Below are 17,698 nucleotides of genomic sequence, written 5' to 3'. Positions count from 1 at the left end.
GCGCCGCGCCGCTGCGTCAGGGACGCACGGGAAGCGACAGCGCGCCGGTCATCTCGGCGCCGGGCGAGGCCTCGCTGCGCGCCGGGGGCACGTAGTCGCGCAGCCGCGCGAGGGCCTCGCCGGCCTCCGTCGCCACGACGAGCATGTCGGTGTAGCGCGGGTGGGTGAAGCCGCGGTCGCGCATGTTCCCGACGAACGCGAGCAGCGGGTCGAAGTAGCCGTCGATGTTGAGCAGGCCGACGGGCTTGGTGTGGATGCCCAGCTGCGCCCACGTCCACTGCTCGGTGAGCTCCTCGAGCGTGCCCGGCCCGCCCGGCAGGGCCAGGAACGCGTCCGCCCGGTCGGCCATCATCATCTTGCGCTCGTGCATCGTGTCGACGATGACGAGCTCGGCGATGTTGTGGTTGACGGCCTCGCGCGCCTGCAGTGCGCGCGGGATGACGCCCGTGACGTGTGCGCCGGCTGCCACCGCGGCATCCGCCACCGTTCCCATGAGCCCGACATGCCCGCCGCCGTAGACGAGATTCATGCCGGCGCGACCGATCGCGGTGCCGACCGCGCGCGCGGCGTCGACGTAGATCGGGTCGAACCCCGGCGAGGATCCGCAGAAGACCGTGACTGTGAACCGTCCCATGCACCGACGCTAGAACCCTCGTGTTTCCGGGGTGTGCCTGCGTGTTTCCAGGCCGTGACAGCGCGGAAACATCGCCCGGATACCGTGACGAGCATGTCTCTCCTCGTCACCCACGCGCGTCTCATCACGATCCCCACCGGCACCGCCGACCCCGGGTACATCGAAGACGGCTGGATGCTGATCGAAGACGGCCGCATCGCCGCGATCGGCTCGGGAACGCCGGATGCCACGGCCGACGAGACCCTCGATGTCGCGGGCGCCTTCGTCGCGCCCGGCTTCGTCTCGAGCCATTCGCACCTGTTCACCAGCGGCCTGCGCGGCCTCGGCGTCGCCGACACGCTCTACGGCTGGTGCGACGCGATGCTAGGCACGACCGCCCACATGACGCCCGAGCAGCTGTACTGGTCGACGCTGCACGGATCGCTCGACTTCCTGTCCAACGGCGTCACGACGGCGTACAACTTCACCGACCCGCTGCAGGCGTGGGAGTCGATGGTCGACGGTAAGCGCACGGGCACCGCGGGCATCCGCGGACTCGAGTACCACTACCGGCAGGCCGACGGGACGCTCGACGCGGGCATCCGCTTCGTGGATGCCTCGGGCATGGACGTCACGGTCGGCAGCTCCGACGAGGTGTTCGACCGCTTCGCCGCCGAGGTCGCGCACACCCGCGCGATGGACGCCGACTTCGCCCTCGGATCGTCGATCATGGGCCAGGTGCAGTGGTCGCCGCATCCTGAGGCCGCCGAGTTCGAGGTCGAGGCGATGCGTCGCTACGGCGTGACGAACCAGGCGCACTTCCTCGAGTCGCCCGAGGCGGTCGAGCACCAGCAGTCCAAGTTCGCGCTGTATCGGGATGCCGGGGCGCTGGGCCTCGGGCTCATGTTCGGCCATTTCATCCAGACGACCCCCGAGATCATCGCCGAGTCGGTCTCAGGTGGCGCCTCGATGTCGTGGCAGCCGGCATCCAACGGTCGCCTCGCGTCGGGCGTCGCGCTGGTGCCCGAGATGCTCGAGATGGGCATGAAGGTCGGTGTCGGGCTCGACGATCAGGCGTGCACCGACGTGAGTGACCCGTGGCAGAACATGCGCATGGGCATCTACATGCAGCGGGCACGCACGAAGGATCCGTTGTCGATGATGCCCGAGCTCATGCTGCGCCTGCACACCCTCGGCGGAGCCGAGATCATGGGCGTCGACGACCGCGTCGGATCGCTCGAGGTGGGCAAGTTCGCCGACTTCGTCGTCGTCGACCCGCGGATGCCGGATGTCGGGCCGCTGTGGCATCCCGTCCGCTCGTACGTGCTCGCGATGAGCCCCCGCAACCTCAAGGCCGTCTACGTCGGCGGCCGCCTCGTGAGCGAGAACGGGGTGTCGACCAACCCGCTGGCCGCCGAGGCGTCGGCGAAGGTGCACGAGCTGCCCGCATCCGTGATCCCCCTCCGCGGCCACCCGCACTGAGCGGCGCCGCGGCTCGCGCGGCTGGCGCTCGGGGCTGGCGCGGGGGCGCCCGCGGCATCCGTCCGCCCGCGCTGGGTGGCTCCGCGGCATCCGCCCCGCCCCGCCCCGCCCCGCCCCACCGTGTCCCACTTACGGCAGAGCATGTCCCACTTTCTGCTGGCTCAGGGCGGCAGAAACGACCATAAGTGGGACATGCTTCAGGCTAACCGCGCATCCACCGGGGTCCGCTCCAGCATCCGCCCGCAGAACCATGTCCCAAAAAATGCTGGTTCAGCGAGCCGAACCCAACCATTTTTGGGACATGGTCTGCGATAAGTGGGACATGCCCGGCTATAAGAGGGGCCAGGGGGCAAGGCAAACAAAGGGGCAGGGGCGAAGGGGGACCAGGGTCAGCGCGCCATGCCCATGCGGGTCAGGATGATGTTCTCGACGATCTGCACGAGGTTGTACAGCAGCAGCGTGATGATCGTGATCAGCGCGATCGACGACCACAGCTGCGCGAACTGCGCCTGCGCGTTGAACTTCAGGATCGACCCGCCGATCCCGGCGCCCGTCGACAGCCACTCGGCGAGCAGAGCACCGGTCACCGCGCCCGGCACCGACACGCGTGCGGCCGCGAAGATCGACGGCAGCGCTCCAGGCAGGTTGACCTTGCGCAGCGCCATGAAGCGTCCCCCGCCGAACACGTGCACGACGTCGAGGCTCTGTCGGCTCGCGCGGCTCAGCCCGAACAGCACGTTCGCGAGGGCGGGGAACAGCACGACGATGGTGCCGATGACGGCGACGGATGCCGTGGTGCCGCGCCCCGTCATGAGGATGATCACCGGCGCGATCGACACGAGGGGGATCGTCCGCAACAGCAGGACGAGCGGCATGACGCCCGCCTCGACCGCCTTCGACAGGCTGAATGCCACGGCCAGCACGATCGCGACGATCATGCCGACGACGAACCCGAGTGACGAGTCCGCGAGCGTCTGCCCGACGAGCGGGAACAGCTGCGCGCGGTTCGCCTCGGCGTTCGGCGATGTGAAGAGGAACTCCCACACATCCAGCGGGCCCTTCGCGATGTACGGCGAGATCCCTGTGAGGCTGACGACCGCCTGCCACAGGAGCAGCAGCACGACGATCGTGATCCCGGCGTTGCCGAGCGAGCGCAGCACCGTCTTGCGCAGCGCGCGCCGGCGTTCGATGCGCAGACGCGCCTGCGCCGCGGCATCCGCTGCCACGGCCAGCTGGACGGTGGCTCCGGCGGTGACCGGATCGAGAGTCGCACGCGGAGACATCAGGCCGCCTTCCCCGCCACGCCCGCAACCCAGGGAGTGACGAGCTTGATCACGAGGCCGAACAGGCCGTACGCGGCGAGGGCGAATACGGCGCACAGCAGGAACACCGACCACACACCCGCCGAGTCGAGCTGACCCTGCAGGCGGATGAGCGTCGGCCCGACCCCCGCCGTGATCGAGCCGAGGTACTCGCCCAGCACGGCGCCGAGGAACGCGGTCGGCACGGCGATCTGCAGGGCGTTGAGGATCGCCGGCAGCGCCGCGATCAGCCGCACTTTGCGCAGCTGCGTCCAGGCGCCGCCGCCGTAGACGCGGACGACGTCGAGGGATGCCTTGTCGGCGGAGGTGAAGCCGAGGATCGCCCCGACGACCGTCGTGAACACGCAGACGAGCGCCGCGAGGAAGATCGCCGTCGCCGACGGGTCACCGGGGTTCTTCGCGCCACCCAGCACGACGACCGAGATGCCGCCGACCGCGACGATCGGCAGGCAGTAGGTCACGACGGCGATCTGGGTGACGACGGTCTCGGTGCGCGGGAAGACGAGCACGAACGTCGCGAGCACGAGCGCGATGCCGTTGCCCCACAGATACCCGATCGCGGCGGCCGTGATCGTCGGCTGGAACACGCTCCACGCGCCCGCGATGTTGCCCTGGATGAACAGCCAGTCGAAGACCGCGTACGGCGAGGGGACGGGCGTGAAGGTCGTGCCCTCCTGCTGCTGGAACGCGAGCAGCGAGAACAGCCACCACGCGATGATCAGCCCGACGCCGCCGAGTGTCGCGGCGAGCCAGCCGGGAATGCGAGCCTTGGTCACCTCACGCCTCCGCTTCGGCGTGCCCGTCCGCACCGAACAGCAGCTCGGATGCCCGGTCGACGAGCGCGTGGAACTCGGGCGTGCGCATCATCTCGGGCGTGCGCGGGCGCGGCAGGTCGACCTCGATGATCTCTTTGACCCGGCCGGGACGCGGCGACATGACGGCGACGCGGTCGGCGAGGAAGATGGCCTCGCTGATGCCGTGGGTGACCAGCAGCGTCGTCGCGGGCTTCTCGGTCCAGATGCGCAGCAGCTCGAGGTTGAGGTTCTGGCGGGTCATGTCGTCGAGCGCGCCGAACGGCTCGTCGAGCAGCAGCACCGAGGGCTTGAGCACGAGGGCGCGCGCGATCGAGGCGCGCTGGCGCATGCCGCCCGACAGCTGCGCGGGCTTCGCGTTCGCGAAATCACGCAGGCCCACGAGGTCGATGAGCTCGTCGACGTACGCCTTGTCGACGGGGCGACCGGCGACCTCGAACGGCAGCTCGATGTTCTTGCGAATGCTGCGCCAGGGCAGCAGCGCGTGGTCTTGGAAGGCGATGCCCAGCTCGCTCTTCGCGCGCAGCTGATCGGGCGTCTCGCCGTCGACGAGCGCCGTGCCGTCGGACGGGTGGTCGAGAGCCGCGAGGATGCGCAGGATCGTGGACTTGCCGCACCCCGACGGGCCGAGCAGGGCCAGGAACGACCCCTTATCGGTGTGCAGGTCGGTGTTCTGCAGCGCCTGCAGCGACCTGCCCCCGCGCAGTGTGAACGACTTCGATACTCCGGAGATCTGGATGCCGGTGCCCGCGAGAGCACCGGCATCCAGGGTTTCTGCCATGGTCATGTTGTTACGGGAGGTACGACTTCAGGTCGGGGTTCTCGGCGTAGATCTCGTCGATGATCGTCGTGTCGAACAGCTGGTCGGCCGTGAGGTCCCAGCCCGAGGCGGCGAGCGACGCGAGGGTCTGCGTCTTCAGGTCGTCCGAGATCGTGAACAGGCCGTTCGCCTCGGTCTCCTCCGTCGAGATCAGCTTCGCCTGGGCCTCGACGCCGGCCGCGACCTTGTCGGGGTCGAGGTCGCCGAAGGTGAGGTCACCGGCAGAAGCCGACTCGTTGTAGTACTTCGTCACGAGCGCGACGGTGTCGTCGACGGGCTGCGTGAAGGCATCCGTCCAGCCCTTGATCTCGGCCGTCAGGAACGCCTTGATGAGGTCCTTGTTGTTCGCGAGGTAGTCGTCGGTGACGGCGTACGACTCGGCCACGTAGGGCAGGCCGTTCTCGGCGTAGGCGAGGTTCGTGACCTCGTAACCGGCCATCTCGACCGTGATGGCCTCGTTGGTCAGGTACGCCATGAAGCCGTCGACGTCACCGTTCATGAGCGGCGTCGGGTCGAAGTCGACCGGGACGATCGTGAGCTGGTCCTCGCTGATGCCGTTGGCGGCGAGCAGGGCCTTGAAGACCGAGGCGTTCGAGTCCTGCACGCCGATCTTCTTGCCGATGAGGTCTTCGGGCGTCGCGATGTTCGCGCCGTCCTTCAGCGACAGGATCGTGAACGGGTTCTTCTGGAACGTCGTCGCGATGATCTTCAGCGGGGCATCCTGCTCGGCCACTGCAGCGCCGACGGAGGCGGCGTCGCTGAGGGCGAACTGGACCGATCCGGAGAGCAGCTTCGCCACGCCTGTGTCGGGGCCGGCGACGCCGAGGACGTCGGAGAAGCCCGCCTCGTCGTAGTAGCCGTTCTCGTAGGCGTAGAACTCGCCGGCGAACTCCTCGTTCTTGATCCAGGAGTACTGGACGCTGATCTCACCGAAGTCGGCGGAGGCGCCCGCGTCGCCCGAGGACGACGCGGCGGGGTCGGCCGACGTGGATGAGCAGGCGGACAGGGCGAGCGCGGCGGCGGCCGCCAGCGCGAGGACGATTCCGCCGCGGCGGCGGATGGTGTGAGGTGCGGGCATCGGGTCTCCTTGAGTGCTGTTGGTGCTCTCGTGACCCTAGGTCGCTCACGTTTCGGGCGGCCGTTCGGTGGTGTTTCCGGGATGTGACGCCTTCCCGAGACGCCACACGCGGTCGCGGCTGAAGGGCTGCGTGAAGGGGCGGATGCCCAGGGCGCGGGCGATCGCGTTGCCGATCGCGGGCGCCACCGGGTTGTACGGCGACTCGCTCATCGACTTCGCGCCGAAGGGGCCCAGGTCGTCGCTCGTGTCGGCGAAGTACACCTCGGTCTCGGGCACGTCGGCGAACTGCGGCACGCGATACGTGCGGAAGATGGGCGTCGTGACCTTGCCCTGGGGCGAGACCATGACCTCTTCGTACAGCGCGCTGCCGATGCCCTGCGCGACGCCGCCCTCGATCTGGCCGCGGCACTGCGCGGGGTTCATGACGAACCCGGCATCCGCCGACTGGATCGACTGCAGGATGCGCACCGTGCCGGTCGTCGGATCGACCGCAACACGCACGGCGTGCACGTTGAACGCGAGTGAGCGCTGCTCGCCGAGCTCGCTGCCGTCGGCCGTCAGCTCGCCGTCGGCGCACAGCTCGGCGAAGCCGACGACCCCTGCGGGCGTCTCGACCCCCGTCGAGGTGAGCGAAGCGGATGCCTCGTCGGTGCCGGTCAGGGCTGCCGCGCGCTCGCGCATCCGCCGCGCGAGCGTCAGGCACGCGGCATGCAGGGCCTTGCCGGCGACGGTGATGCCGGCAGAGGCGAACGCGCCGGTGTCGTGCGCGACGGCATCCGTATCGGCGTGCCACAGCTCGATGCGGTCGAAGTCGGCGGCGAGATCGGTCGCCCCGATCTGGCGCAGGACGGTCGTTGTGCCGTTGCCGAACTCGGCCGTGCCGGCCCGCAGCAGGTACGTGCCGTCGGCGCGCAGCGTCGCGGTGGTGTGCGCGATGTGGCCGAACGGCGCCATCGTCGCGATCATCGCGGCGGCCACGCCCTCGCCGACGAGCCAGCCGTCGGGGGCGACGGCGCCGTTGCCGCGCGCCAGGGCGTCCTGCGCGAGGTCGAGGCACTGGTCGAAGCCGTAGCTGCCCCACACGAGGTCGTCGTGCCCGGGATCGTCGCCAGGGCGGATCGCGTTGATCCGCCGCAGGTCGAAGGGATCGATCCCGAGCCGCTCGGCCAGCATATCCATCGCTGATTCGACGCCGAGCACGACCTGCCCGAGGCCGTATCCGCGGAACGCGCCGGACGGGATGTTGTTCGTGTAGACGACCTCGGCATCCACGCGCTTGAGCGGCACGCGGTAGATCGTCGTCGACTCGGCGAGCGAGTGGAACATGACGCCGCGCGAGTGGTTGCCGTAGGCGCCGGTGTCGCTCAGCAGGTCGATCTGCATCGCGGTGAGCGTGCCATCGGCATCCGCCCCGAGCGTGACGGCGACGCGCATCGGGTGCCGCACGGCGGCGCGCAAGAACTCGTCGCTGCGGGTGAACTCGTACGCGACCGGGCGCCCCGTGCGCAGCACCGCGAGGGCGACGAGGTCTTCCGTGAAGATCTCCTGCTTGCCGCCGAAACCGCCGCCGAGCCTGGCCGCGTGCACGCGCACGCGGTCACGCTCGAGGTCGAACAGGCGCGCGATCTCGTCGCGCGCGAGGAACGGCACCTGCGTCGACGAGCGGATGACCAGGCGCCCCTCGTCGTCGAGCCAGCCGACCGAGCCGTGCGTCTCGAGCTGCGCGTGCGTCACGCGTGAGGTCTGCCACGTGCCGGTGACGGTCACGGCGCTTGCGGCGAGGGCGGATGCCACGTCGGGCCCATCGTGCACGCTCGCGATGACGTTGCGGTGCGCCTCGTCGACGCGGTCGTCCGGCGTGCGGTCGGGGTGGATGAGGGGCGCGCCCGGCATCCGCGCCTCGTCGGGGTCGAAGACGGCCGGGAGCACGTCGTAGGTGATGTCGACGAGGCGGCACGCGGCATCCGCGGCTTCGGCCGTCTCGGCGACGACCGCGACGACGCGCTGGCCGATGTAGCGCACGACGTCGTCGAGCATGCGGGTGTCGTCGGGGTCGTCGGTGCGGTGCTCGTGGCGACCCGACGAGTAGCGCACCTGCGGGACGTCCTCGTGCGTGAAGACGGCGACGACGCCGGGCACCGCGCGGGCGGCAGTGGTGTCAATCGCGGTGATGCGCGCGTGCGCGTGCGGGCTCGCGACGACGCGCAGCACGAGCGCATCCGTCGCGGGGTGATCCGGCGGCAGATCGAACGTGAACGGCTCGCGGCCCTGCACGATGCGGCGCGCGGCCTCGGGGCGGGCGGAGGTGCCGACGCGCTGCGGGGCCGCCGTGGCCGGCGTCGTCGTCGCCGGTTCGACCCGCGGCCCCGTCTCGCGCACCTCGCCGAGCACCGACGCGCGGATCGCCTCACGGATCGGCCGATAGCCCGTGCAGCGGCAGAGGTTGCCCTTCATGCGGCGGTCGAGGTCGTCGAGATCATCGCCGCACAGGGTCGAGGCGGTCACGGTCATGCCGGGGGTGCAGAATCCGCACTGGAAGCCGAAACCGTCGGCGATCGCCTCTTGCACGGGGTGCAGCTCGTCGGCGGGTGCGAGGCCGGCGGCCGTCGTGACGGCGTGGCCCTCAACGCGCACGGCGGGGATGAGGCACGAGTGCACGGGCACCCCGTCGAGCAGCACCGAGCATGCGCCGCAGTCGCCCGCGTCGCAGCCCTTCTTGACCTCCGTGTGGCCCGTCTCACGCAGCAGGGTCCGCAGGCACTGGCCCGCGCGCGGGTCGGCCTCGACCGGCTCACCGTCGACGTCGAAGATCATGCGAGCTCCGCCCGGATGCGTCTTGCGAGCTCGACGCTGACCGCCCGCCGCCAGTCCGCCGCCCCCAGCGGGTCGGTGTAGTAGCCGGGGGCGGATGCCACGGCATCCGCCAGTTCTGCTTCGGCAGGCAGTTGCGCGAACCGCAGCACCGTCGGCGTCGCCGTTGCGGCGGTGACGGTGAACACGCTGGCGCCGTCGGGGTCGACGCGGCCCGTCACGACGGCGCCGGAGCGGCCGTGCTCGGCGAGGGCGATCTTGCGCAGCAGGGCGCGCGAGGCGAGTGCGTGCGCGGGGATCTCGACGGCGCGCAGCACTTCGCCGGGGGTCAGGAGGGTGGTGCCGTTGCCCGTGATGAGGTCCGCTACGGGCATCCGCTTCTCGCCGTCGCCTGACCAGACGACGGCGTCGGCGTCGAGCGCGACGCACAGCGAGACCATCGCTGCGGCGGCGAAGGCGCGGCAGATGTTGCCGCCGACGGTCGCGGTGTTCCAGATCTTGAAGGATGCCAGGAGGGCGTTCGCGGCGGCCGGCACGAGTTGGGCGGCGGGCCAGTGCGCGGGTGCGTGCGCGGCCCACGCGACGAGGTTCGCGATCGTGCAGGTCGCCGCGATGCGCAGTCCGTCGGGGGTCTCTTCGAGGTCGCGCCAGCCGAGACCGGTGACGTCGACGAGACCCGTCGTGGCGGGCTGCGGCTCGCTCATGATCCACGTGCCCCCGGCAAGGAAGGCCTCGCCGGGGGCCAGCCGCAGATCCTCACGAGAGCGGGCGACGCGGTACGCCTGCACCGACGTGATGTCCATGTCGCCTTGCCTCCGGATCGCAGTCTTGCTCGCTGTCGCGCCCGATCGAGTGAAACAGGCCCCCGTTTCGAGGGTGTTTCACGGGCGCAACACGGCCGCAATCCGCGGCGCATACCGTGAGGGACATGCGCGAGATCCTGCCTGTTGCGTCGCGGTGGGCCCGCGACGGGCGCCCGTTCGCGATGGCGACGGTCGTCGGTGTCGCCGGCAGCGGACCGCGCGAAGTCGGCGCGAGCATGGTCGTCTCAGCGGACGGCGAGGTGTTCGGCACGGTCTCGGGCGGATGCGTCGAGGGTGCCGTCTACGAGCGCTGCCTCGAGGTGCTCGCGGGCGCCCCCGCTCTCGTGGACCGCTTCTCGTACAGCGACGCTGACGCCTTCGCGGTCGGGCTCACGTGTGGCGGCACGATCGATGTGCTCGTCCGCGCCGTGCCGCCGGGCAGCGCCACGGCGGCAGATGTGCAGCTGCTTGCGGCGCGCGAAGAGGCGGCGATCCCCACGCGGTACACGCTCGTCACGGCGGGGGATGACCTCGGCCGGGGGAGCGTCGCCGACGGCGAGGCGGGCGAGAGCGTGCGCGGCGATGCGGTGCAGCCCGTGAAGGATGCCGTGACGGTGCACGTCGGCGTTCCCGGCCAGCTCATCATCGTCGGTGCGGTCGAGTTCGCCGTCGCGCTTGCGCGCCTGGGCACGGCGATGGGGATGAAGGTCGCCGTCGTCGACCCCCGCCCGGTGTTCGCGACCGCCGCGCGCTTTCCGACCGCGGAGGTCATCGTCGACTGGCCCGATCGCTATCTGAAGACGCAACCGCTCGGCGCACGGACGGCTGTATGCGTCTTGACGCATGATCCGAAGTTCGACGTGCCCGCGCTGCGTGCCGCGCTCGCCGCACCCGTCGGCTACGTCGGTGCGATGGGCAGCAGGCGCACGCACGACGACCGCCTGCGGAGACTCGCCGCGGCTGGCGTCCCCGAGACCGCCGTCGCGCGACTGCGCTCGCCGATCGGACTCGATCTCGGCGGTCGCACGCCGGAAGAGACTGCACTGTCGATCCTCGCTGAGATCGTGGCCGACCGCCACGGCGCCAGCGGTGGTCGCCTGTCGGGGTTGCCGGGGGCTGTGCACGCCGATGCGGCCGAGCGGGCCGCCGCCGCGCGCGCCGGGGCATCCGACGCTGCCACGGTGGCCGCGCTCGCGTCCGCACCCGCAGCGCCCGCCGCACCTGGACACGCGACCGCCGCGCCCGTCCCCGCCGACGTCGCAGCGGCGGAGGATGTGAACATGCCGTCCGCGGCATGCGCCTGGATGTCCGACGCTCCGGCGCTGCCGTGACGGTCTGCGGCATCGTCCTCGCCGCCGGCGCGGGGACGCGCTACGGCGGGCCGAAAGCGCTCGCGCGAAATGCGGAGGGCACACCGTGGGTGGCCCGCGCCGTCGACACGCTTGTCGAGGCCGGGTGTGCACCCGTGTTCGTCGTCCTGGGCGCGCGCCGCGACGAGGCAACGTCGCTGGTGCCGCGCGTGGCGACGATTGTCGCGGCCCCGGAGTGGGCCGATGGCCTGTCGGCGTCCGTGCGAGCGGGGCTCGCCGCGGCATCCGCCACCGCTGCGCGGGCGGCACTCGTCATCCCCGTGGATGTGCCCGAGCTGCCGGCATCCGCCTGTGCGCGTGTCATGGCGGCGCCGACCGCGGATGCCCTGCGCCAGGCCGTCTACGACGGCGGGGTCGGGCACCCCGCGCTCATCGGCCGCGACCACTGGCAGCCGGTCGCCGCGCAGGTGAGTGGCGACCGCGGCGCGGGAGCGTACCTGCGCGCGCATGGCGCGACGCCCGTCGAGTGCGGCGACCTGTGGCACGGCCGCGACGTCGATCGCGCCGAACCACAGATCGCCTCGTGTCAGTAGTCTGAAGTCATGACGGGACTGGCCACGCTCGATCGTGAGGCGATCGCGCGCGCCTGCGAACAGCACGGTGTCGCCCGTCTGCGCGTGTTCGGGTCGGCGACAACGGATCGCTTTGACTCAGCGACGAGCGACCTGGACTTCCTCGTTGACTTCCTCCCGGGCGCCCGGCGAGGCATCCGCCCCTACCTCGCTCTGAAAGAGGATCTGGAACGTATCTCTGGGCGGCCCGTCGACCTGTTGGAAGCACCGGCTGTGCGCAATCCCTACTTCGCTCGACGCGCGTTCAGTGAGGCCGTCGACGTCTATGCGGCCTGAGACGGCAGCCCTTCTCTGGGATGCGCTGGACGCGGCACGGTCCGCGATCGGTTTCCTCGACGGGATCACGAGGGATGCATACATCGCCGACCTGATGCGCCGACGCGCTGTGGAACGCGAGTGTGAAATCACCGGCGAGGCGCTCGGCAAGCTCCGTCAGACTGACCCCGCGTCGGCCTCGCGGGTGCCGGGGCTGAAAGAAGCCGTGGGCCTGCGCAACGTCCTCATCCATGGGTATGCCGAGATCGTCGACGAGCGCATCTACGACACCGCTGTCGAGGACCTGCCTGAACTGATAGCGGTGCTCGCGAGTCTGTTGGCTGAAGCAGATCGGTAGTCGCCGCCCGGCCCGGTGACGCCACCCGCGGGCGCTGCGCCGGCTGATCCCTGGCGCAGCCTCGCCTGATGAGCTTGTCCCACTTTGCGCAGAGCATGTCCCAAAAGTGGTCGCTCCGGTGCCCCAGAACCAGCCATAAGTGGGACATGGTTCTGGCATCCGGTCTGCGCTCACGGGTAGCCTCAGCGCAGGAGGCCACGATGATTCCCGAGATCAACTACTGGGCTGTGCTGATCGCGACGATCGCCGCGATCGTGATCGGCTCGATCTGGTACACGCCGAAGGTGTTCGGCGACCGCTGGAAGCGCTGGGCTGACGTGAAGGACCCGCAGACCTCCGCCGAGGCGTGGCTGCCGATCCTCGTGTCGATCGCGCTCGCATTCCTGCTCGCGTGGGTGCTCGCCGGCTCGGTCGCGATCGCGTGGCACTTCTACGGCGGCAGCTACTTCTCGTCGGCGATCGTGACGGGACTCACCCTGTGGGCGGGCTTCACCGCCGGCCGCCTCATCACGCACGAGGTCTTCATGGGTCGCCCGTCGCAGCTGACGATCCTCAACGTGAGTTACGAACTCGTGCTCGTCGTGGTGATGTCGGTCATCATCGGCGTCTGGCCGCCCGCCGGCACCGTCTGAACTCCGGATGCCCGGGCGAGCGCCGACTGCGCGTTCGCGCCGAGCGGCCGCGGCGCTTGCCGACTGCGCCGGTTCGCGCCGAGCGCGCCGGTTATCGCGCGGGCATAGCCGGCGCGCTCGGCACCAAGCAGCGCACTCGACGCGGATACCCGGGCGAGCCCGGCCCGCGCCGCCCCGGGGTCAGGCCGCGGCGGCGGCGAGCGAGGCGATCGCCGAGCTGAAGAACGGCAGGCCGTCCACACCCGAGCGCATCGCGGCGGCCGTGTTCGGGCCGAAGCCCGGCTCGACGGCGTGCTCGGGGTGCGGCATGAGACCCACGACGTTGCCTGCCGGGTTGGTGAGGCCCGCAATGTCGTCGAGCGAGCCGTTCGGGTTCACCCCGACATAGCGGAAGGCCACGAGCCCCTCGCCCTCGATCTGCGCGAGCGTCTCGGCCGAGCAGATGTAGCCGCCGTCCGCGTTCTTCAGCGGGATCGTGATCTCCTGCCCGACCTCGAACTGCGAGGTCCATACCGTCGACGCGTTCTCGACGCGCAGGCGCTGGTCGCGGCGGATGAACTGCTGGTGCGCGTTGCGGATCAGGCCGCCCGGCAGCAGATGCGCCTCGACGAGCATCTGGAAGCCGTTGCAGATGCCGAGCACGGGCATGCCCTTCGCGGCGGCATCCTTCACTTCGGTCATGATCGGCGACAGCGCCGCGATCGCGCCGGCACGCAGGTAGTCGCCGTAGCTGAAGCCGCCCGGCAGCACGAGCGCATCGACACCCTCGAGGTCGTGCGAGCCATGCCACAGCGCGACCGGCTCGGCGCCCGCGAGACGGATCGCGCGCTGCGCGTCGCCGTCGTCGAGGGAACCGGGAAAGGTGATGACGCCGATGCGGGCGGTCACTCGACGACCTCGATGCCCACGACGTCCTCGATGACCGAGTTCGACAGGATCTCGTCCGCGAGGGTCTTGACGGCGGCGAGGGTCTCTTCCGAGGCATCCGCAACCGTCAGTTCGAACCGCTTGCCGATGCGGACGCCCTCGAAGCCCGCGTGACCCAGGCGCGCCAGCGCGCCGGCGACGGCCTTCCCCTGCGGGTCCAGCAGCTCGGCCTTGGGCATGACGTCGACGACGATGGTGGGCATGTGAGGCTCCGGTCAAGCGGGAAAAGGATGCCGCACCAGTCTACGGGGCGGCCGAGGGGGATGCCCGATCGGCCGGTCGCGGCGGCGCGAAACTCTCGTTATCGAAGCGTGACCTTTTCGTGGGAGCGCTCCCTTGCATTCGTGGGAGCGATCCCATAGCGTGAGTCATGTTCGGTGAGAGCGCTCCCATGGGAGGGGGCGCAGTCCTGGCCGAACCTCGCACCCACGCACCACACACCACAAAGGAGTGACACGTGAACACACGCGCACTGCGTCGCATCGGCCTCATCGCCGGCGTCGCCACCACCTCCGCCCTCGTGCTCGCCGGCTGCGGCGGCACCAGCGGCGGCGAAGCGACGACCGACCCGAACGAAAAGGTCGAGCTCACCATCGCGACGTTCAACGACTTCGGCTACACCGACGCGCTGCTGGCGGAGTACACCAAGCTCCACCCGAACGTGACGATCGTCCACAACAAGGCTGCGACGTCCAACGACGCGCGCGCCAACTACTTCCAGAAGCTCGGCAAGACGGGCCTGGCCGACATCGAGGCGATCGAGATCGACTGGATGCCCGAGGTCATGAAGTACGCCGACCTGCTCGCTCCCGTGCCCGACGACCTCAAGGGCCGCTGGCTCGATTGGAAGGAAGAGGGCGCGACCGACGCCGACGGCAACCTCATCGGCTACGGCACCGACATCGGGCCCGAGGGCGTCTGCTACCGCTCCGACCTGTTCGCTGCTGCGGGCCTGCCCACCGACCGCGACGAGGTCGCCGCTCTTCTCGAGGGCGACTGGTCGACCTACTTCGAGCTGGGTGACAAGTACACCGCAGCCACCGGCAAGGCCTTCTTCGACTCGGCCGGCGGCACCTACCAGGGCATGGTGAATCAGCTCAAGGCGGCATACGAAGACCCGTCGACGGGTGAGATCACCGCGACGACCAACAGCGACGTCGAGGACATCTACAACGAGGTCCTGGATGCCAGTGCCACGCAGTCGGCCCACCTCGGTCAGTGGTCGGACGACTGGTTCGCGGGTCTGTCGAACGGCGCCTTCGCCACGATGCTGTGCCCGGGCTGGATGCTCGGCGTCATCTCGGGCAACGCGCCCGACGTGACCGGTTGGGACATCGCCAACGTGTTCCCGAACGGCGGCGGCAACTGGGGTGGTTCGTACCTGACCGTTCCCGCCAACGGCGCGAACGTCGCGGCGGCCCAGGAGCTCGCCGACTGGCTGACCAGCCCCGAGACGCAGATCATGGCGTTCGAGAACGCGGGCACCTTCCCGAGCCAGAACGACGCTCTGACCTCCGACACGCTGCTGAGCTCGACCAACGAGTACTTCAACAACGCACCGGTGGGCCAGATCCTGACCGACCGCGCCAACGCGGTCACGGTCTCGCCGTTCAAGGGTGAGTTCTACTTCCAGATCAACGACGCCATGCAGAAGGCTCTGACCCGCGTCGAAGACGGAACGCAGGACAAGGCGACGTCGTGGGCCCAGTGGGTCTCCGAGGTCGACGCCATCAAGTAACCGGCCGACAGGACGATGAGTGCGGGCCCGGGGGACCCCGGGCCCGCACACTGTCCCGACTGCGATGATCCAAGGAGAAAGAGTGAACACCTCCAGCACCACCCCGGCAAGCCGGAGCAGCGCTGCGAACGGGGCGGAACGGCGCACCCGACGCATCGGATTCGGCGGCGGGCTCAGCTCGTGGGACCTCAAGCTCTCCCCGTACCTCTACATCTCGCCGTTCTTCATCCTGTTCCTGATCGTGGGACTATTCCCGATCGGGTACACCGCGGTCATCTCCTTCATGGACTGGGACCTGGTCCGCAACTCGGGCACTTTCATCGGGTTCGACCAGTACGCGACCGTCATCAGTGACCCGAAGTTCTGGGTCGCGCTGCGCAACACGTTCAGCATCTTCCTGCTGTCGTCGGTTCCGCAGCTGATCGCCGCGATCTTCATCGCCGCGATGCTCGACCAGAACATCCGCGCGAAGACGTTCTGGCGCATGGGCGTGCTGCTGCCCTACGTCATGGCGCCCGTCGCCGTCGCGCTGATCTTCTCGAACATGTTCGGTGACCAGTACGGCATCATCAACACCTGGCTCGGCGCGATCGGCATCGAGCCGATCAAGTGGCACTCCAACGCGTTCGCGAGCCACATCGCGATCGCCACGATGGTCAACTTCCGCTGGACGGGCTACAACACCCTGATCCTGCTGGCCGCGATGCAGGCCATCCCGCGCGACTACTACGAAGCGGCGACTGTCGACGGTGCCGGCAAGGTGCGCCAGTTCTTCGCCATCACGCTGCCGAGCCTGCGACCCACCCTCATCTTCGTCATCATCACCTCGACGATCGGCGGTCTGCAGATCTTCGACGAGCCGCGCATGTACGACCAGTTCGGCACGGGCGGCGCCAACTATCAGTGGCTGACCATCACCCTGTGGCTCTACGACATCGGTTGGGGCCAGTGGAACTTCGGTCGGGCCGCCGCGCTCGCGTGGATCCTGTTCCTCATCATCCTCGCCATCGGGCTGATCAACCTGCTCATCACCCGTCGCCTCGTCCGCGACGAAGGATCTCGCAGCAGCCTCACCCGCGCGCAGATGCGTGCCGCGCGACGGGATGCCAAGGCATCCGTCGACGCCGATCGGGCTGCGCTGCGCACCAACAATCCCGCCCGTACCAACGAGACGACGGAGGCAGTGCGATGAGCGTCCTCACCGAACGACCCGCGGCAGCCGAACCCGAAGCCCGCAGCGCAGCGCGCAAGCGCCCCCGGCACGTGAAGGGCACCCGCCCCGGCTGGTTCGTGTACGCGTGCCTGGGCGTCGTGATGCTCGCGAGCGTCTTCCCGTTCTACTGGTCGCTGCTGATCGGGTCGGGCGACTCGTCCACGATCCGCGACCCCAACATGTCGTGGATCCCCGGCGGCAACTTCTTCGCCAACGCCGCGAAGGTCATCAATGATCCCGCCGTCAATTTCTGGGTTGCGCTCTGGAACTCGATCGTCAGCTCGGGCCTGATCGCCCTGTCTGTGGTCTTCTTCTCCACACTCGCCGGCTGGGCGTTCGCGAAGCTCAAGTTCAAGGGATCCAACGTGCTGCTGGTCTTCGTCATCGCGACGATGGCCGTGCCGATGCAGCTCGGTGTCGTTCCGCTGTACATCCTGTTCAGCGACCTCGGCTGGACCGGTCAGCTCGGTGCGATCATCGTTCCCGCGCTCGTCAGCGCCTTCGGCGTGTTCTGGATGACGCAGTATCTGCGTCAGGCCGTGCCCGATGAACTCATCGAGGCCGCGCGCGTCGACGGTGCCAGCTCGTTCCGCACGTTCCTGACAGTGGGTCTGCCGGCCGCGCGTCCCGCGGCGGCGATGCTCGCGCTGTTCACGTTCGTCTCGGCGTGGAACAACTTCTTCTGGCCGTTCATCGTGCTCGACCGCCAGAACCCCACGCTTCCGGTCGCACTGTCGCTGCTGCAGTCGAACTACTTCGTGGATTACTCGATCGTCCTCGCGGGCGTACTGCTGGCCACCGTGCCGCTACTGATCCTGTTCGTGTTCGCAGGAAAGCAGCTGGTCAGCGGCATCATGCAGGGCGCAGTCAAGGGCTGACGCCCGGCTGCGGT

The 17,698-nt window shown here is 69.4% G+C and carries 18 protein-coding genes; 9 read left to right on the top strand and 9 right to left on the bottom strand.

The features are described from left to right. Nucleotides 1-16: 16 nt before the first annotated feature. Nucleotides 17-634, bottom strand: coding sequence for a TIGR00730 family Rossman fold protein (locus tag BGO46_RS11515; protein WP_196323523.1), 618 nt, complete (start codon nucleotides 632-634; stop codon nucleotides 17-19). 93 nt (nucleotides 635-727) lie between these two features. On the opposite strand from BGO46_RS11515, the gene BGO46_RS11510 reads away from it, so the two are divergent. Continuing rightward, nucleotides 728-2,095 carry an amidohydrolase family protein gene (locus BGO46_RS11510; RefSeq protein ID WP_292673808.1) on the top strand — a complete coding sequence of 456 codons (1,368 nt, stop codon included), beginning with the start codon at nucleotides 728-730 and terminating at the stop codon, nucleotides 2,093-2,095. A gap of 389 nt (nucleotides 2,096-2,484) precedes the next feature. Here BGO46_RS11510 and BGO46_RS11505 read toward each other — a convergent pair whose 3' ends face one another. From BGO46_RS11505 to BGO46_RS11480, 6 genes are read right to left on the bottom strand one after another with little or no spacing between them, the layout of a single operon-like run. After that, the gene (locus tag BGO46_RS11505) at nucleotides 2,485-3,378 is read right to left on the bottom strand and encodes an ABC transporter permease subunit (protein WP_292673810.1); all 894 of its coding nucleotides are present in this window, start codon (nucleotides 3,376-3,378) and stop codon (nucleotides 2,485-2,487) included. Further along, nucleotides 3,378-4,193 carry an ABC transporter permease subunit gene (locus BGO46_RS11500; RefSeq protein ID WP_292673813.1) on the bottom strand — a complete coding sequence of 272 codons (816 nt, stop codon included), beginning with the start codon at nucleotides 4,191-4,193 and terminating at the stop codon, nucleotides 3,378-3,380. Before BGO46_RS11500 ends, BGO46_RS11505 begins: the two co-directional genes overlap by 1 nt. Nucleotide 4,194: 1 nt before the next feature. Beyond that, nucleotides 4,195-5,016 (bottom strand): ABC transporter ATP-binding protein, encoded by an 822-nt coding sequence (locus tag BGO46_RS11495; RefSeq protein WP_292673815.1) that lies wholly within the window; start codon nucleotides 5,014-5,016, stop codon nucleotides 4,195-4,197. Nucleotides 5,017-5,020: 4 nt separating this feature from the next. Next, nucleotides 5,021-6,127, bottom strand: coding sequence for an ABC transporter substrate-binding protein (locus BGO46_RS11490; protein WP_292673817.1), 1,107 nt, complete (start codon nucleotides 6,125-6,127; stop codon nucleotides 5,021-5,023). Nucleotides 6,128-6,172: 45 nt separating this feature from the next. Next, nucleotides 6,173-8,941 (bottom strand): molybdopterin cofactor-binding domain-containing protein, encoded by a 2,769-nt coding sequence (locus BGO46_RS11485; protein WP_292673819.1) that lies wholly within the window; start codon nucleotides 8,939-8,941, stop codon nucleotides 6,173-6,175. Next, nucleotides 8,938-9,741: an FAD binding domain-containing protein gene (locus BGO46_RS11480; RefSeq protein ID WP_292673820.1), complete on the bottom strand. Its 804-nt coding sequence runs from the start codon at nucleotides 9,739-9,741 to the stop codon at nucleotides 8,938-8,940. The genes BGO46_RS11485 and BGO46_RS11480 overlap by 4 nt, the downstream gene beginning before the upstream one ends. 125 nt (nucleotides 9,742-9,866) lie before the next feature. Between BGO46_RS11480 and BGO46_RS11475 the strand changes: the two genes are divergently transcribed. The 5 genes from BGO46_RS11475 (at nucleotide 9,867) to BGO46_RS11455 (ending at nucleotide 12,928) form a co-directional block, all read left to right on the top strand. After that, complete coding sequence (locus BGO46_RS11475; RefSeq protein ID WP_292673823.1) at nucleotides 9,867-11,072, top strand: XdhC family protein; 1,206 nt, start codon at nucleotides 9,867-9,869, stop codon at nucleotides 11,070-11,072. Then, nucleotides 11,036-11,644, top strand: a complete 609-nt coding sequence (locus BGO46_RS11470) for an NTP transferase domain-containing protein (protein ID WP_292673826.1) — start codon at nucleotides 11,036-11,038, stop codon at nucleotides 11,642-11,644. The genes BGO46_RS11475 and BGO46_RS11470 overlap by 37 nt, the downstream gene beginning before the upstream one ends. Before the next feature lie 9 nt (nucleotides 11,645-11,653). After that, nucleotides 11,654-11,959, top strand: a complete 306-nt coding sequence (locus BGO46_RS11465; protein ID WP_292673829.1) for a nucleotidyltransferase domain-containing protein — start codon at nucleotides 11,654-11,656, stop codon at nucleotides 11,957-11,959. After that, the gene (locus BGO46_RS11460; protein WP_292673832.1) at nucleotides 11,949-12,296 is read left to right on the top strand and encodes a HepT-like ribonuclease domain-containing protein; all 348 of its coding nucleotides are present in this window, start codon (nucleotides 11,949-11,951) and stop codon (nucleotides 12,294-12,296) included. The genes BGO46_RS11465 and BGO46_RS11460 overlap by 11 nt, the downstream gene beginning before the upstream one ends. 200 nt (nucleotides 12,297-12,496) lie before the next feature. After that, nucleotides 12,497-12,928 (top strand): DUF1761 domain-containing protein, encoded by a 432-nt coding sequence (locus BGO46_RS11455; RefSeq protein WP_292673833.1) that lies wholly within the window; start codon nucleotides 12,497-12,499, stop codon nucleotides 12,926-12,928. Between the two features lie 180 nt (nucleotides 12,929-13,108). Here the strand turns inward: BGO46_RS11455 and purQ are convergent, their stop codons facing one another. Continuing rightward, a complete protein-coding gene (purQ, locus tag BGO46_RS11450; protein ID WP_292673834.1) occupies nucleotides 13,109-13,816 on the bottom strand; it encodes a phosphoribosylformylglycinamidine synthase subunit PurQ in 708 nt (235 codons plus the stop codon). Further along, nucleotides 13,813-14,058 (bottom strand): phosphoribosylformylglycinamidine synthase subunit PurS, encoded by a 246-nt coding sequence (gene purS / locus BGO46_RS11445; RefSeq protein WP_292673836.1) that lies wholly within the window; start codon nucleotides 14,056-14,058, stop codon nucleotides 13,813-13,815. The genes purQ and purS overlap by 4 nt, the downstream gene beginning before the upstream one ends. Before the next feature lie 254 nt (nucleotides 14,059-14,312). Between purS and BGO46_RS11440 the strand changes: the two genes are divergently transcribed. The 3 genes from BGO46_RS11440 to BGO46_RS11430 all read left to right on the top strand — a co-directional run bounded on the left by BGO46_RS11440 (nucleotide 14,313) and on the right by BGO46_RS11430 (nucleotide 17,684). Beyond that, the gene (locus BGO46_RS11440) at nucleotides 14,313-15,593 is read left to right on the top strand and encodes an ABC transporter substrate-binding protein (protein ID WP_292673837.1); all 1,281 of its coding nucleotides are present in this window, start codon (nucleotides 14,313-14,315) and stop codon (nucleotides 15,591-15,593) included. A 154-nt stretch (nucleotides 15,594-15,747) separates the two neighbouring features. Next, entirely contained in the window at nucleotides 15,748-16,785 is a 1,038-nt protein-coding gene (locus BGO46_RS11435; RefSeq protein ID WP_292674242.1) for a sugar ABC transporter permease, read from the top strand. Next, on the top strand, nucleotides 16,782-17,684 hold the full coding sequence (locus tag BGO46_RS11430) for a carbohydrate ABC transporter permease (protein ID WP_292673839.1): 903 nt from the start codon (nucleotides 16,782-16,784) through the stop codon (nucleotides 17,682-17,684). The genes BGO46_RS11435 and BGO46_RS11430 overlap by 4 nt, the downstream gene beginning before the upstream one ends. The last annotated feature ends 14 nt before the right edge of the window (nucleotides 17,685-17,698 follow it).

The sequence above is a fragment of the Microbacterium sp. 70-16 genome (assembly GCF_001898315.1).
Taxonomy (GTDB): domain Bacteria; phylum Actinomycetota; class Actinomycetes; order Actinomycetales; family Microbacteriaceae; genus Microbacterium.
The sequence above is the reverse complement of the archived record's forward strand: the minus strand, read 5'-3'. Positions and strand labels throughout refer to the sequence as shown.

What these genes read in the sequence shown, in the direction of transcription:
- BGO46_RS11475 (WP_292673823.1), top strand. Translation starts at nt 9,867, where the DNA reads ATGCGCGAGATCCTGCCTGTTGCGTCGCGGTGGGCCCGCGACGGGCGC.
- BGO46_RS11505 (WP_292673810.1), bottom strand. Translation starts at nt 3,378, where the DNA reads ATGTCTCCGCGTGCGACTCTCGATCCGGTCACCGCCGGAGCCACCGTC.
- purS (WP_292673836.1), bottom strand. Translation starts at nt 14,058, where the DNA reads ATGCCCACCATCGTCGTCGACGTCATGCCCAAGGCCGAGCTGCTGGAC.
- BGO46_RS11515 (WP_196323523.1), bottom strand. Translation starts at nt 634, where the DNA reads ATGGGACGGTTCACAGTCACGGTCTTCTGCGGATCCTCGCCGGGGTTC.
- BGO46_RS11480 (WP_292673820.1), bottom strand. Translation starts at nt 9,741, where the DNA reads ATGGACATCACGTCGGTGCAGGCGTACCGCGTCGCCCGCTCTCGTGAG.
- BGO46_RS11470 (WP_292673826.1), top strand. Translation starts at nt 11,036, where the DNA reads ATGCGCCTGGATGTCCGACGCTCCGGCGCTGCCGTGACGGTCTGCGGC.
- BGO46_RS11460 (WP_292673832.1), top strand. Translation starts at nt 11,949, where the DNA reads ATGCGGCCTGAGACGGCAGCCCTTCTCTGGGATGCGCTGGACGCGGCA.
- BGO46_RS11455 (WP_292673833.1), top strand. Translation starts at nt 12,497, where the DNA reads ATGATTCCCGAGATCAACTACTGGGCTGTGCTGATCGCGACGATCGCC.
- BGO46_RS11510 (WP_292673808.1), top strand. Translation starts at nt 728, where the DNA reads ATGTCTCTCCTCGTCACCCACGCGCGTCTCATCACGATCCCCACCGGC.
- BGO46_RS11465 (WP_292673829.1), top strand. Translation starts at nt 11,654, where the DNA reads ATGACGGGACTGGCCACGCTCGATCGTGAGGCGATCGCGCGCGCCTGC.
- BGO46_RS11490 (WP_292673817.1), bottom strand. Translation starts at nt 6,127, where the DNA reads ATGCCCGCACCTCACACCATCCGCCGCCGCGGCGGAATCGTCCTCGCG.
- BGO46_RS11430 (WP_292673839.1), top strand. Translation starts at nt 16,782, where the DNA reads ATGAGCGTCCTCACCGAACGACCCGCGGCAGCCGAACCCGAAGCCCGC.
- BGO46_RS11485 (WP_292673819.1), bottom strand. Translation starts at nt 8,941, where the DNA reads ATGATCTTCGACGTCGACGGTGAGCCGGTCGAGGCCGACCCGCGCGCG.
- BGO46_RS11495 (WP_292673815.1), bottom strand. Translation starts at nt 5,016, where the DNA reads ATGACCATGGCAGAAACCCTGGATGCCGGTGCTCTCGCGGGCACCGGC.